This is a genomic window from Asanoa ishikariensis, assembly GCF_900107455.1.
Classification (GTDB): domain Bacteria; phylum Actinomycetota; class Actinomycetes; order Mycobacteriales; family Micromonosporaceae; genus Asanoa; species Asanoa ishikariensis.
This window is the reverse complement of sequence record NZ_FNQB01000007.1, coordinates 165,599-178,455: the sequence shown is the minus strand read 5'-3', so window position 1 is coordinate 178,455 and position 12,857 is coordinate 165,599. Positions and strand designations below refer to the sequence as shown.

Here is a 12,857-nt window from a genome sequence, read left to right as displayed (position 1 = left end):
AACGCCCGGTCACATTCCGAACCCGGAAGCTAAGCCCTCCAGCGCCGATGGTACTGCACCCGGGAGGGTGTGGGAGAGTAGGACACCGCCGGACAATCATTCCAGTCAAGGGCCGACCCATAGGGGCGGCCCTTGACTGCATGTGCCGGCCAATCCGGCATCAGGAAGGATGTACCCCGTGAGTGCAGACCAGGGCGGCGACGCCCCTCGCGACCGCCGCGACGACAACCGCGGCGGCGAGGGCCGTTCCCGAGACCAAGGCGACCGGGGTAACCGCGACGACCGCGGCTCGCGTCCACGCCGCGAAGGTGACCGGCCGCAGGGCGGCGACCGTGGCGGCTACCGTTCCGGATCCCGCGACAGCGGCACCGGGCGTGGCGGCTACGGCGACCGTGGCGGCTCCAGCGGCGCCGGCGGAGCCCGTAGCTACGGCAACCGTGACGACCGCGGTGGCTACCGCCCGAGCTCGGGCGACCGTCCGAGCTACGGCGGCGGCGGCGACCGTCGTGGGTCGGGAGACCGGCCGAGCTCCGGCGGTGGCGACCGCCGTGGGTCGGGCGACCGTCCGAGCTACGGCGGTGGCGGCGACCGCCGTGGGTCGGGAGACCGTCCGAGCTACGGCGGTGGCGGCGACCGTGGTGGCTTCCGTCCGCGTGACGATCGCGGTGGCGACCGTGGTGGTTTCCGCTCGGGTCCTCCGCGCGATGGTGACCGTGGTGGCTTCCGTCCGCGCGACGACCGCGGCGGCGACCGTGGTGGCTACCGCTCCGGCCCGCCGCGTGACGGCGACCGGCCCAACCGTGACGACCGTGGCGGCTTCCGCCCGCGCGACGACCGTGGTGGCGACCGTGGCGGCTTCCGCTCGGGCCCGCGTGACGATCGCGGTGGCGACCGTGGCGGCTTCCGTTCTGGCCCCCGTGATGACCGCGGCGGTGACCGTGGTGGCTTCCGCTCGGGTCCTCCGCGTGAGGGCGACCGTGGCGGCTACCGCTCTGGTCCTCCGCGCGATGGTGACCGCGGTGGCTACCGCTCTGGTCCTCCGCGTGACGGAGACCGTGGCGGCTTCCGCCCGCGTGACGACCGTGGTGGCGACCGTCCGTCGTACCGCGACCGCGACGATCGCGGCGGCGACCGTGGTGGCTTCCGCTCTGGTCCTCCGCGCGATGGTGACCGTGGCGGCTTCCGTCCGCGCGACGACCGCGGCGGCGACCGTGGTGGCTTCCGCTCTGGTCCTCCGCGTGACGGAGACCGTGGCGGCTTCCGTCCGCGTGACGACCGTGGTGGCGACCGTCCGTCGTACCGCGACCGCGACGACCGTTCCGGCGACCGCCCGTTCCGTGGTCGTGACGAGGGCTTCCGGCCCGGCCAGCGCGGCGACCGGGACGACCGTGGCGGCTTCCGCTCCGGCCCGGGCCAGCGCAGCGGCGGCGACCGGCCCTCGTACCGGGACCGGGACGACCGCGGCTCCCGCCCCGCGCCCCGCGACGGCGACAACCGTGGTGGCTCCGGCGGCGGCTTCCGCTCGGGTCCGCCGCGCGAGGGTGACCGTGGCGGTTTCCGCTCCGGCCCGCGCGACGACCGCGGCGGCGACCGTGGTGGCTTCCGCTCCGGCGGCGGCTTCCGCGACCGCGACGACCGTGCGCCGCGCGACGACCGTGGATCCCGTGACGACCGTGGGCCGCGGGACGACCGTGGACCGCGCGACGATGCTCGCGACGACCGGCCGTCGACGACCGGCCCGCTGATCCCCGAGGACATCACCTCGGCCGACCTCGACAAGGACGTCCGGGCCGAGCTGCTCGGGCTCAACCGTCCGGTCGCCGAGGTCGTGGCCCGTCACCTGGTGGCGACCGGGCGCATGATCGACGAGGACCCGGAGGAGGCTCTGGCGCACGCGCTGGCCGCCCGCCGGCTCGCCTCGCGGATCGCCGCGGTGCGGGAGGCCGTCGGACTGGCCGCGTACCACGCCGGTGAGTGGCAGACCGCCATCGGTGAGCTGCGCACGTACCACCGGATGACCGGGCGTCAGGACCACCTGGCCGTGCTCGCGGACTGCGAGCGCGCGCTCGGCCGTCCCGAGCGGGCGATCGACCTGTTCCGGGGTGCCGACCGGGCCACGCTGTCCAAGGCCGACGCCGTCGAGCTGCTCATCGTGGCGGGCGGCGCGCGTGGTGACCTGGGTCAGAAGGACGCCGCCGTCGCGATGCTCCAGGTTCGTGAGCTGACCAGCGGTCCCGAGGAGCCGTGGGCCGGGCGCCTGCGGTACGCCTACGCGGACGCGCTGCTGGCCGCCGACCGGCGGGACGAGGCACGCGAGTGGTTCGCCCGCGCCGCCGAGGCCGACCAGGACAGCGAGACCGACGCGGCCGAGCGCCTGCTGGAGCTCGACGGCGTCACCATCGAGGGCGACGAGCAGGACGACGACGAGGCGGACGGCACCGATGCCGTCGTCGCCGACGACGAAGCGAACGACGCCGACGCCGCTCTCGCCGACGACGACGCCGCGGAAGAGGACGCGATCCTCGACGACGGCGACGACGAGATCGAGGACGACGAGGACGACGAGGACGAGGACGAGGAAGACGACCTCGAGCTCGACTCCGACGGCCGCGCCGACGACGACGCCGCGGTGGACTCCGAGATCGACGAGGACGACGACGAGGACGAAGAGGACGACGACCTCCCGGCCGCTACCGCCGGCGACCAGTCGATCGGTGCGGTGACCGACGGGCTGCCGCAGGAGACCGCGGACGACGACGTGCCGGGCGACGACACGGCGGACGACGACGATGAGCCGGAAGCGGCCGTCGAGGTCGACGCCGAGGGCCAGCCGGACGAAGAGGTCCCGGTCGACGCCGAGATCGACGCTGACCCGGATGCCGACCTCGACGCCGACGACCGCAAGGTCCTTCCCGAGATCGACGACACCGACGACCGGCGATGACCATGTCGCCGCCGGCGTCGGGTCGGCTCGCTGACGCGTACGACCTGGTGATCTTTGATCTGGACGGGGTCATCTACCTGTCCGACAGCGCGGTGCCCGGTGCGGTGGACGCGGTCCAGCGGCTGCACGACCAGGGCCGGGCGATCGCGTACGCGACCAACAACGCGAGCCGGCGTGCGGCCGAGGTCGCCGACCTGCTCCGCGGGCTCGGCGTCCCGGCCGAGGCGGAAGAGGTGCTGACCTCGGCCGCGGCCGCCGCCCGGCGGTTGGCTGACCGGCTCGAATCCGGTGCCCGGGTGCTGGTCGTCGGCGCCGAGGCGCTCCGCCAGGAGGTCTTCGACTGCGGTCTGACGCCGGTCAGCAGTGCCGACGACAACCCGGTGGCGGTCGTGCAGGGCTACGGGCGGGACGTCGGCTGGGTGATCCTGGCCGAGGCCGCCCTGGCCGTGCGCGCGGGCGCGATCTGGATCGCGACCAACACCGACCGCACCCTGCCCAGCCCGCGCGGCGCGCTGCCCGGCAACGGCTCACTGGTGGCCGTGCTCCGCACCGCGCTCGACCGCGAGCCCGACGAGGTGATCGGCAAGCCCGAGGCGGTGCTCTTCGAGGAGGCCGTCAAGCGCGAGGCCGCCGGCCGCCCGCTGGTGGTCGGCGACCGGCTGGACACCGATATCGAGGGCGCGGTCCGGGCCAAGCTGGACAGCCTGCTCGTGCTCACCGGGGTCAGTCAGCCCCGCGACCTGGTCGCGGCGGCGCCGGAGCGCCGGCCCACCTACGTCGCCAAGGACCTGGCCGGGCTGTTCGACGACGTGGAGACGCTGGCGATCACCGGCGAGGGCACCGGCTGGCAGGTCACCGACGGCCGGCTCGACGGCCACGGCGACTCGATGGCCGCTTTGCGCACCATCTGCGCCGCGGCCTGGGCCGGCACGGACGTCACCGGCATCAGCGGTGCGACCGACGAGGCCACCGCGGTGCTGCGCGAACTGGGTCTCTAGAGCAGCTTGCGCAGCTTGAGCAGGTCGAACGGGTTGGCCTTGATGCGCATCTGACCGCCGGCGAGGGCACGGGCGAAATCGAGGTCGCCGCGGACCAGCGCGAGGAAGTCGTCGCTCTTGAGCGTGAGCGCGATCTTCGCCTTGGGGTCGTCGCCGTCGGTGATGTCGACCAGTTGCCCGTTGTGCAGCCGGCCGTGGAAGGCGGTCTCCAGGTCGGGCAGGCGACATGCCACGGTGCGTTCGAGATCGAGCCGGTTCTGCGCGTCGGCATTGCCGGCGAGCCTCGCCGCCAGCTCGTGCATCGCGTCCCGACACTCGTCAACGGTGGCCAAACCACTGCTCCCCTCGCGCCACGTGATCTCCGGGCACGGTACCGCACAAGGCCGACATAGGCGCCCGGTAGCGTGGAGCCGACGCCCGTGGTTATCGGTTGGGGCAATCCAGCTGTCGGGCACACACCCCTGAGCCGGAGAGGACGCAGACGATGCAGGACGCGTGGCGGGCATACCTGGAGCTGGCCCTGGGCGCGACGGAGACGTCGCGCAAGAAGGCCGAGAAGGTCGCCCGCAAGCTCGTCGGCAAGGGTGGCGCGACGGCCGCACAGCTGACCGCCATAGCCGAGGAGATGGTCACCACCAGCGCGGCCAACCGCGAGGCGCTCATCAAGCTGATCCGCTTCGAGATCGACAAGACGCTGGGCCGGGTGGGTCTGGCGACGGCGGAAGAGGTCGCCGACCTCAACACGCGGCTACGCGACCTCGAGCTCGAGCTGCGGGCCGAGCGCGCCCGCGCCGACGCCGCCGAGGCGATCTCCGACGTGCCGGCCCCGGCCAAGGCCGCCCCGGCCCCGACCGCCCCGGCCAAGAAGGCACCCGCCGCGGTGAAGCCCGAACCCGCGAAGGCAGCGCCCGCGAAGGCAGCGCCCGCTAAGGCAGCGCCCGCCAAGGAAGCACCCGCGAAGGCAGCGCCTGCCAAGGAAGCGCCTGCCAAGGCAGCACCCGCGAAGTCGGCACCCGTGAAGAAGGCGGTCGCCAAGAAGGCCGCGGTCAAGAAGACCGCCGACGCGACGACGAACACCGCCACCACGAACACCGCCACGACGAACACGACGGACACCGCCGCGAAGAAGACCACGGCGAAGAAGGCCGTCGCGAAGAAGACCGCGGTCAAGAAGTCGGCCGCGCCGGCCAAGAAGGCGGGTGGTGCCGCATGACGGCTCCCGTTCCGAACCCCGGGATGTTCGCCCGGGTCGCTCCGGCGCAGCCGGTCGAGCTCACGCCGCCGGCCGACGGCATGTCGGGCCACCCGGCCGTCGACGCCGCGATCCGGTCGATGACCAACGCGGCCGAGCTGTCGCCGACGGACCAGATCGCCGAGTACGAAGCGGCCTACCGCACCCTGCGGGAGACGCTCGCCACCATCGACCAGGCCTGAGCCGCACTGGTCATGGCTCGTCGAAACCGACTCGACACCGAGCTGGTCCGGCGCAAGCTGGCCCGCTCCCGGGAGCAGGCCGCCGAGTTGGTCGAGGCCGGCCGGGTGAAGGTCCGCGGTGTGGTCGCACACAAGGCCGCCGCGATGGTCGACCCGGCCGACCCGGTGCTGGTCACCGGCGACGACCCGACCTGGGTCTCCCGTGGCGCGCACAAGCTGCTCGGCGCGCTGGCCGGCTTCGGCCCGCGCGGGCTGACCGTCAGCGGCCGGCGTTGCCTCGACGCGGGCGCGTCCACCGGCGGCTTCACCGAGGTGCTGTTGCGCTCCGGTGCGGCCGAGGTGGTGGCGGTCGACGTCGGCTACGGCCAGCTCGCCTGGTCGCTGCGCACCGACGAGCGCGTGCGGGTCGTCGAGCGCACCAACGTACGTACCCTCGAACCGGACCAGATCGGTGGTCTTGTGTCGTTGACCGTCGCGGACCTCTCGTTCATCTCGCTGCGGCTGGTGCTGCCGGCCCTGTCGGCCTGCACTGAGCCCGCCGGTGACCTGGCGCTGATGGTCAAGCCGCAGTTCGAGGTCGGCAAGGAGCGCGTCGGCACCGGTGGCGTGGTTCGCGAGCCGGAGCTACGCGCCGAGGCGGTGCTCGACGTCGCCGCTGCCGCCGCCGGCCTCGGTCTGGGTGTGGCCGGAGTGGTCGCCAGCCCGCTGCCCGGCCCGAGCGGCAACGTCGAGTTCTTCGTCTGGTTCCGGCGCGACGCGCCACCCGCCGTCCCGGACGAGGTGCGCGCGATCGTCGCGGCCGGTCCGACGGCAATCCGCGAGGAGACCGCATGAACCGCGTCGCGCTGCTGGTCACCCATACGGGGCGGCGGCGGAGCACAGAGCACGCCCGTACGGTGGCCAATGACCTGATCCGGGCCGGCTTCGAGGTGCGCGTCGTGGCCGACGAGGTCGACGACCTCGAGGTGCCCGGTGTCGTGCCGCGCAGCGATCTGGACGCCGCCGACGGTGCGGAGATCGTGTTCGCGCTCGGCGGTGACGGCACCTTCCTGCGCGCCGCGGAGCTCGCCCGCCCGGCGAAGGCACCGCTGCTCGGCATCAACCTCGGCAAGGTCGGCTTCCTGGCCGAGGCCGAGATCGACGACATCGACCAGGCGGTCCGTGACGTGGTCAACCGTGACTACACGGTGGACGAGCGGCTCACCCTCGACGTGCGGGCGGAGCTCACGCCCGGCGGCGAGGTGGTCGAGTCGTGGGCGCTCAACGAGATCAGCGTCGAGAAGGGACAGCGGGCCCAGATGCTCGAGCTGCTGGTCGACGTCGACGGCCGGCCGTTGTCCCGCTACGGCTGCGACGGCGTGGTCTGTGCGACGCCGACCGGCTCCACCGCGTACGCCTTCTCCGCCGGCGGCCCGGTGGTCTGGCCCGAGGTCGAAGCGCTGCTGCTGGTGCCGATCAGCGCGCACGCCCTGTTCAGCAAGCCGCTGGTGACGGCGCCGACGTCGACGTTCACCATCACCGTGGACCCGTTCACCAACCTGGCCGTGCTGTGCTGTGACGGTCGCCGCGTCTACGACCTGCCGCCCGGCGCCCAGATCACCGTCCAACGGGGAACGCTGCCGGTGCGGATCGTCCGGCTGCGTCCGCGCCCGTTCACGGACCGGCTGGTGGCCAAGTTCGGCCTGCCGGTCGACGGCTGGCGCGGAGCGAAGATCTAGGCCAAAGCGAAGATCTAGGCGAGCGCGTCCGGCGGGATCGCCGGCCAGGTGGCCGACGCGTTGCGCAGGAAGTAGTCCTCGCCCGGGTCCCAGGTGTGCCCGGTGGCCCGCCGGTGGTAGACGTAGCCGAGCGGGTGGGTGCGGTAGATCGTGCCGCCCGCCCGGACCAGCCGCTGGATCAGGCCGAGGTCGACCGACCGGGGCACCGGCCGCCAGCCGCCGACCGCCTCGATGTCGCCCTTCGCGAGCAGCATCGTGCCGCCTGAGACCATCTCGCCGAACGCCTCCGGCACGCCCGAGCGGCGCCGCAGCACGGTGCCGCGGTCTTCCAGGAAGACGAGCTCGCTGCCCTTGCCGACCAGCGTCGCGCCGGAGTAGTGCCGGGCCAGCACCAGATCCCAGACGTGCTCCGGGCCGTAGGTGTCGTCGTCGTCCACCTTGGTCACCAGCGTGCCGGCGGCGCGGGCGGTGGCCAGCCCGAGGACCGTGCCGAAGCTCGCCTCGGCCGGCACCTCGACGATCTGGTGCGGCCGCCCGGACAGGGCCTCGACGAGCCCCGGGGGCGCGGAAACGCCGTGCAGGCAGATCACGATCTCGAGCCGGGGGTACGTCTGGCCGGCGAGCATCGCGAGCACCGGGCCGAGCAGTTCGGGGCGGCGGGTGGCGAGGATCGCGGTGACGGCCGGCGGGTCGCCCAGCCCGGCCGCGTGGTGGCGCAGCGCCGCCCGGCGCTGCCGCACGCTGCGCGCCTCGACCGCGAGCGCGTCGGGCCCGGGCGGCGGCTCGTCGAGGACGGCCAGCAGGTCGGGCGCGAGCGCGGCCCGGATCGTCACGGGGACGGCGGACGCGTCGACCAGCACGCCGGTCGCGCACAGTGCGGCGAGCGCGGCCGGCCCCACGCGCGGCCCGACGGTGGCCGCGCCGGCGCCGCGTAGCCGCGCCAGGGCCGCGGCGTCGAAGGTGGGGGAGTCGAGCAGCAGCCGGGGTGCCTCGGGCCGGTAGGCGGCCGGGCGCCGGCCACGTGGGTTGACCCGGGTGGCGTCGAACCGCACCGGGTCGGCCACCACCGGCGCCGCCCGGGGCCAGGGGTTGCTGGGTGCGAGCGCGGTCAGCGCGGTGCGGATGGCGTCACCGAGGGGCACGGGCCGGGCGTAGCGCAGCGAGACGACCGCCGAGCCGCGGCGCAAGTGCGGTCGGGCGACCCGGTGCCGGATCAGGTGCCGGGCCGGTGCGACCGGTGCCGACCACGGTGTGTGCCGCCAGTACGCGACCAGCACCCGCACGCGGGTGGCGGGCTCGGCCGCGAACGGGCCGGCCGCCATGTCGCGGAGCTGGTCGACGGAACCGGCGATGACGAGCGCGGTGGTGCCGAGCCGGACCACCCGGGTGCCGACGGCGTCGGCGAGCCGTTCGGGCGCCGAGGCGCGCAGCTCAGCGGAGATCAACCGGCGACCCGCTCGCGCTGCGGTGGCGCGGACGCGACCGGAGCGGGCCGGCGGGCGCCGGAGAGCCGCTTGCGCACGTTCCAGGCGGCCATCAGGCCCTCGTAGAGGTTGTAGGCACCCGCGGCCACCAGACGCTGCTTGACGCCCTCGTTGCCGCCTGGCATCGGGACGCCGGCGGCCGGCTCGTGCCGGCGGTACTGGGCGCTCACTCGTAGAAAATACGCCCGCCGGCGGCTGCGCGCGATCCTTTGCTCGTGTCCGAGGACCTGGAGGCAGTGCCAGATCATCCGGCGGAACACGGCCGGGCGGGCGGCGGCGTACCGGTCGGGGTCGGCATCCATGAACGCGAACACCCGGTCCCACTGGACGAACACGTCGAAATGCCGGTCGTCGACCGTACGGGTGATCTGCCGGTCGCGCTGGCGGTAGGCGTAGCAGTCCCGGTCGAGCAGCACGATCCGCTCGGCGGCGAGCAGGGCGGGCAGCACGAACGCGACGTCCTCGTACCAGCCGGTCGGGAAGGCCACCGGCAGCGACGAGCGGCGGAAGATCTTGGTGCAGGCCAGCCAGAGGTGCTCGACCAGCCGGGGTGCGGTGGCCAGGGTGACCGGCCGGTCGGTGCGCACGTCGGCCTCCACCCCGGGCAGGTGGGTCTCCACGCGGCCGTCGGCGTACACCCGGCCGTAGCCGAGGACCAGCACGTCCGGGTCGGTGGCGCGCAACCGCTCGGTGGCGGCCTCGATGCTGCCCGCCGGCAGCCAGTCGTCGCCGTCGAGAAACCAGACGAACTCGCCCGTCGCGGCCGCGAGGCCGGCGTTGCGGGCGGCGCCCAGCCCGGAGTTGCGGTCCAGGGTGACCACCCGCAGGCGGTCGTCGCGGGCGGCGTACGCGGCGAGGATCGCGGCACACCCGTCGTCGGAGGCGTCGTCGACGGCGACCACCTCGAGGTCACCGGGCTGCCCGAGCACCGAGTCCAGACAGTCCGCGAGGTAGGCCTCCACCCGGTAGACCGGGATGACGACGCTGATCAGAGCCATAACCACAGAGCTTCCGTAACCAGCCCGGCCCGGCCATGAGCGCCAGACGAACGGCGGATGACGAACCGGCTGCCAAACGGTTTACCGGTAAAGCGTGCTGTCAATTTCGGCGACCCGGGGCCGTGGCTGGTCAACTGTCGGACCCCGCCACTACTGTCGTGTCCTGTGCTGGAAGAGTTGCGGATTGCCGGGCTCGGGGTCATCGACGACTCGACGCTGCCGCTCGCCGGTGGCATGAACGTCATCACCGGTGAGACCGGTGCTGGCAAGACGATGGTGGTGACGGGTCTCGGGCTGCTCTTCGGCGGCCGGGCCGATGCCGGCCGCGTGCGGGCCGACCCTGGGCGCGCGATTGTCGAGGGCCGGCTGCGGCTCTCCGGCCGCATCGCGACGACCGTCCACACGCGGGTCAGCGACGCCGGTGCCGAGCCCGACGACGACGGGTCGCTGCTGCTCAGCCGCACCGTGACCGCCGAGGGCCGATCCCGCGCCCACGTCGGTGGCCGCTCGATGCCCGTGGCGACGCTGGCCGAGATCGGCGAGCAGGTCGTCGCCGTGCACGGCCAGTCCGACCAGCTCCGCCTGCTCCGCCCGGCCGAGCAGCGCGCCGCGCTCGACCGCTTCGCCGGAGCCGACCACGAGAAGCTGCTCGGCCAGATGCGCGAGACCTACACCCGCTGGCGGGCGGTGGCCGACGACCTGGCCGACCGCCGGCGCAACGCCCGCGAGCGCAACCAGGAGGCCGACCTGCTCCGGCTCGGCCTCGACGAGATCACCCGGGTCGACCCCCAGCCCGGCGAGGACGATGACCTCAAGGCCGAGGCGCAGCGGCTCGAGCACGCCGAGGGGTTGCGGGTGGCCGCGATCGCGGCCTACCAGGCGGTGGCCGGTGACGGTGCCGACGAGGCGCCGAACGCCACCGGCCTGCTCGGCGCGGCCAAGCGGTCCCTGGAGGGGCAGTCCGGCGTCGACGCCAAGCTGGGCGACCTCGCCGCGCGCCTCGACGAGGCGGCCACCCTGATCGGTGACGTGACCGCCGAGCTCTCCGGTTATCTCGACAGCCTCGACGCCGACCCCGACCGGTTGACGACGATCTACGAGCGGCGGGCCGAGCTGCGGGCGCTGACCCGCAAATACGCCGACGACGTCGACGGGGTGATCGCCTGGGCCGACCGGGCCCGGGGCCGGCTGGGCGAGCTGGACACCTCCGACGACCTGCTCGACGAGCTCGACCGCGAGCGGCAGCGCCTCGAAGACGAGGTGACGGCGCTGGCCGGCAAGGTCACCGCGGCCCGCAAGGAGGCCGCCGGCCGGTTCTCCGATCAGGTCAGTGTCGAGCTGGCCGGGCTCGCGATGCCGCACTCCAGGGTGGAGGTCGCGGTGCTGCCCGCCACCGCGGTGAGCGCCGAGGGTGCCGACGACGTCGAGCTCCGGCTCCTGGCCCACCCCGGCGCGCCCAGCCTGCCGCTGCAGAAGGGTGCCTCCGGTGGTGAGCTGTCCCGGGTGATGCTGGCGATCGAGGTGGTCTTCGCCGGCGCCGGCGGCCCGCCCACGCTGGTCTTCGACGAGGTCGACGCCGGCGTCGGCGGGCGAGCGGCGGTCGAGATCGGCCGCCGGCTGGCCCGGTTGGCCCGCACCCACCAGGTGCTGGTGGTGACCCACCTGCCCCAGGTGGCCGCGTTCGCCGATCGGCACCTGGTCGTGGTCAAGGACACCGGCGGTGCGGTGACCACCAGTGGGGTGCGAGTGGTCGAAGACACCGAGCGCGCCCGTGAGCTGGCGCGCATGCTCGCGGGTTTGCCGGACTCCGATCTGGGTATCGCCCACGCGGAAGAACTGCTCGCGGTGGCGGCCCGGGAACGTCGCGGTTAGGCGCCCGGGGTCGCACACCATGGGTGGGCGAACCCGACCGCAGAAGGGCAGGGTGTGACGGGGACCACCGCCGCGGGTGGCGCCCGCATGGTTCGCTGAGAGCTGTCACGCGCCTGGTCACACCACCTAGCACCCCTGCTCAGGCATGTCGCGACCGCTATTCGTTCGCCGGACATGCCAGGATGGTCACGATGCGTCTACCCACCTTGCGCCGGACCCGGAGCGCCGAACCGGGCACAATCACCGGCACCGCGCGCCTCGACCGCCGGACCAAGCGTCTGGTCGGCCGGTTGCGCCCAGGCGATGTCGCCGTGATCGACCACGTCGACCTTGACCGGGTGGCCGCCGACTCGCTTGTCGCGGTCGGTGTCACCGCAGTGCTCAACGCCAAGCCGTCGATCTCGGGTCGCTACCCCAACCTCGGGCCGGAAGTGCTGGTCAAGGCCGGCATACCGCTGGTCGACGACCTGGGCGAGAGCGTCTTCCAGGCGCTCCGCGAGGGCGAGACCGTGCGGATCGACGGCAACACCCTGTTCGTCAACGGTGAGCCCATCGCTCACGGCACCCGGCAGGACACGGATACCGTGGCCAAGGCCATGGCCGACGCCCGCGAAGGGCTGTCCGTGCAGCTCGAGGCGTTCGCCGCCAACACGATGGAATACCTCAAGCAGGAGCGCGACCTCCTGCTCGACGGCGTCGGGGTCCCCGACGTAGAGACCACCATCGCCGGGCGTCATTGCCTGATCGTGGTGCGGGGCTACGAGTACAAGGACGACCTCGACGTGCTCCGCCCGTACATCCGGGAGTTCAAGCCGGTCCTGATCGGTGTCGACGGCGGTGCCGACGCGCTGGTCGAGGCGGGCTACACCCCCGACATGATCATCGGCGACATGGACTCGGTCACCGACGACGTGCTGCGTTGCGGCGCCGAGGTGATCGTCCACGCCTACCCGGACGGGCGCGCGCCGGGCCTGGCCCGGGTGCACCAGCTCGGGCTCTCCGCGCTGACCTTCCCGGCCGCCGCGACCAGCGAAGACGTCGCGATGCTGCTGGCCGACGAGAAGGGTGCCACGCTCATAGTGGCGGTCGGCACCCACAACAACCTGATCGAGTTCCTCGACAAGGGGCGCGGCGGGATGGCATCCACGTTCCTCACCCGCCTCAAGGTCGGTGGCAAGGTGGTCGACGCCAAGGGCGTCAGCCGCCTCTACCGGCAGAGCATTTCGGGCTCCTCGCTGCTGTTGTTGGTGCTCAGTGCCCTTTCCGCCATGGCCTCAGCGGTCGCCGTCTCGACGGTGGGCAAGGCCTATCTCGGTGTGCTTTCCGAGTGGTGGAACAATTTGGTCTTCCAACTGGGACAGCTCTTCAGCTAAGGGCGGGGCGTGCCCGACCGAATCAGAAGGCAAACA

The 12,857-nt window shown here is 73.2% G+C and carries 12 protein-coding genes and 1 rRNA gene; 9 read left to right on the top strand and 4 right to left on the bottom strand.

All coding sequences use genetic code 11. The features are described 5' to 3' along the window. A 5S ribosomal RNA gene (rrf, locus tag BLV39_RS41795) occupies window positions 1-94 on the top strand; the annotation flags it as partial. A 66-nt stretch (window positions 95-160) separates the two neighbouring features. On the opposite strand, the gene BLV39_RS41790 is transcribed toward rrf, so the two are convergent. Beyond that, complete coding sequence (locus BLV39_RS41790) at window positions 161-1,840, bottom strand: hypothetical protein (protein WP_090805004.1); 1,680 nt, start codon at window positions 1,838-1,840, stop codon at window positions 161-163. A gap of 3 nt (window positions 1,841-1,843) precedes the next feature. Here BLV39_RS41790 and BLV39_RS41785 point away from each other — a divergent pair, with 3 nt between their 5' ends. Together BLV39_RS41785 and BLV39_RS41780 are read left to right on the top strand one after the other, a co-directional pair. Continuing rightward, the gene (locus BLV39_RS41785) at window positions 1,844-2,944 is read left to right on the top strand and encodes a hypothetical protein (RefSeq protein WP_239084119.1); all 1,101 of its coding nucleotides are present in this window, start codon (window positions 1,844-1,846) and stop codon (window positions 2,942-2,944) included. Window positions 2,945-2,946: 2 nt separating this feature from the next. Continuing rightward, window positions 2,947-3,942: an HAD-IIA family hydrolase gene (locus BLV39_RS41780; protein WP_090805002.1), complete on the top strand. Its 996-nt coding sequence runs from the start codon at window positions 2,947-2,949 to the stop codon at window positions 3,940-3,942. On the opposite strand, the gene BLV39_RS41775 is transcribed toward BLV39_RS41780, so the two are convergent. Continuing rightward, on the bottom strand, window positions 3,939-4,274 hold the full coding sequence (locus BLV39_RS41775; RefSeq protein ID WP_090804999.1) for an alkyl sulfatase C-terminal domain-containing protein: 336 nt from the start codon (window positions 4,272-4,274) through the stop codon (window positions 3,939-3,941). The genes BLV39_RS41780 and BLV39_RS41775 overlap by 4 nt on opposite strands. Before the next feature lie 152 nt (window positions 4,275-4,426). Between BLV39_RS41775 and BLV39_RS41770 the strand changes: the two genes are divergently transcribed. From BLV39_RS41770 to BLV39_RS41755, 4 genes are read left to right on the top strand one after another with little or no spacing between them, the layout of a single operon-like run. Next, window positions 4,427-5,155 carry a phasin family protein gene (locus tag BLV39_RS41770; protein ID WP_176985362.1) on the top strand — a complete coding sequence of 243 codons (729 nt, stop codon included), beginning with the start codon at window positions 4,427-4,429 and terminating at the stop codon, window positions 5,153-5,155. After that, entirely contained in the window at window positions 5,152-5,376 is a 225-nt protein-coding gene (locus tag BLV39_RS41765; protein ID WP_239084116.1) for a hypothetical protein, read from the top strand. Before BLV39_RS41770 ends, BLV39_RS41765 begins: the two co-directional genes overlap by 4 nt. Window positions 5,377-5,388: 12 nt before the next feature. Beyond that, complete coding sequence (locus BLV39_RS41760; RefSeq protein ID WP_090804994.1) at window positions 5,389-6,210, top strand: TlyA family RNA methyltransferase; 822 nt, start codon at window positions 5,389-5,391, stop codon at window positions 6,208-6,210. Beyond that, window positions 6,207-7,094, top strand: a complete 888-nt coding sequence (locus BLV39_RS41755) for an NAD kinase (protein WP_090804992.1) — start codon at window positions 6,207-6,209, stop codon at window positions 7,092-7,094. Before BLV39_RS41760 ends, BLV39_RS41755 begins: the two co-directional genes overlap by 4 nt. Window positions 7,095-7,108: 14 nt before the next feature. On the opposite strand, the gene BLV39_RS41750 is transcribed toward BLV39_RS41755, so the two are convergent. Next, window positions 7,109-8,539, bottom strand: a complete 1,431-nt coding sequence (locus tag BLV39_RS41750; protein WP_090804990.1) for a hypothetical protein — start codon at window positions 8,537-8,539, stop codon at window positions 7,109-7,111. Next, window positions 8,536-9,576 (bottom strand): glycosyltransferase family 2 protein, encoded by a 1,041-nt coding sequence (locus tag BLV39_RS41745; RefSeq protein ID WP_090804988.1) that lies wholly within the window; start codon window positions 9,574-9,576, stop codon window positions 8,536-8,538. The genes BLV39_RS41750 and BLV39_RS41745 overlap by 4 nt, the downstream gene beginning before the upstream one ends. A gap of 165 nt (window positions 9,577-9,741) precedes the next feature. Here BLV39_RS41745 and recN point away from each other — a divergent pair, with 165 nt between their 5' ends. Together recN and steA are read left to right on the top strand one after the other, a co-directional pair. Then, window positions 9,742-11,448, top strand: a complete 1,707-nt coding sequence (recN, locus tag BLV39_RS41740; protein ID WP_090804986.1) for a DNA repair protein RecN — start codon at window positions 9,742-9,744, stop codon at window positions 11,446-11,448. 191 nt (window positions 11,449-11,639) lie between these two features. Continuing rightward, window positions 11,640-12,821, top strand: a complete 1,182-nt coding sequence (gene steA / locus BLV39_RS41735; protein ID WP_090805052.1) for a putative cytokinetic ring protein SteA — start codon at window positions 11,640-11,642, stop codon at window positions 12,819-12,821. Window positions 12,822-12,857: the final 36 nt, after the last annotated feature.

Coding starts and splice junctions, on each gene's coding strand:
- BLV39_RS41780 (WP_090805002.1), top strand. CDS start 2,947: ATGTCGCCGCCGGCGTCGGGTCGGCTCGCTGACGCGTACGACCTGGTG.
- BLV39_RS41770 (WP_176985362.1), top strand. CDS start 4,427: ATGCAGGACGCGTGGCGGGCATACCTGGAGCTGGCCCTGGGCGCGACG.
- BLV39_RS41765 (WP_239084116.1), top strand. CDS start 5,152: ATGACGGCTCCCGTTCCGAACCCCGGGATGTTCGCCCGGGTCGCTCCG.
- BLV39_RS41760 (WP_090804994.1), top strand. CDS start 5,389: ATGGCTCGTCGAAACCGACTCGACACCGAGCTGGTCCGGCGCAAGCTG.
- BLV39_RS41755 (WP_090804992.1), top strand. CDS start 6,207: ATGAACCGCGTCGCGCTGCTGGTCACCCATACGGGGCGGCGGCGGAGC.
- BLV39_RS41745 (WP_090804988.1), bottom strand. CDS start 9,576: ATGGCTCTGATCAGCGTCGTCATCCCGGTCTACCGGGTGGAGGCCTAC.
- steA (WP_090805052.1), top strand. CDS start 11,640: ATGCGTCTACCCACCTTGCGCCGGACCCGGAGCGCCGAACCGGGCACA.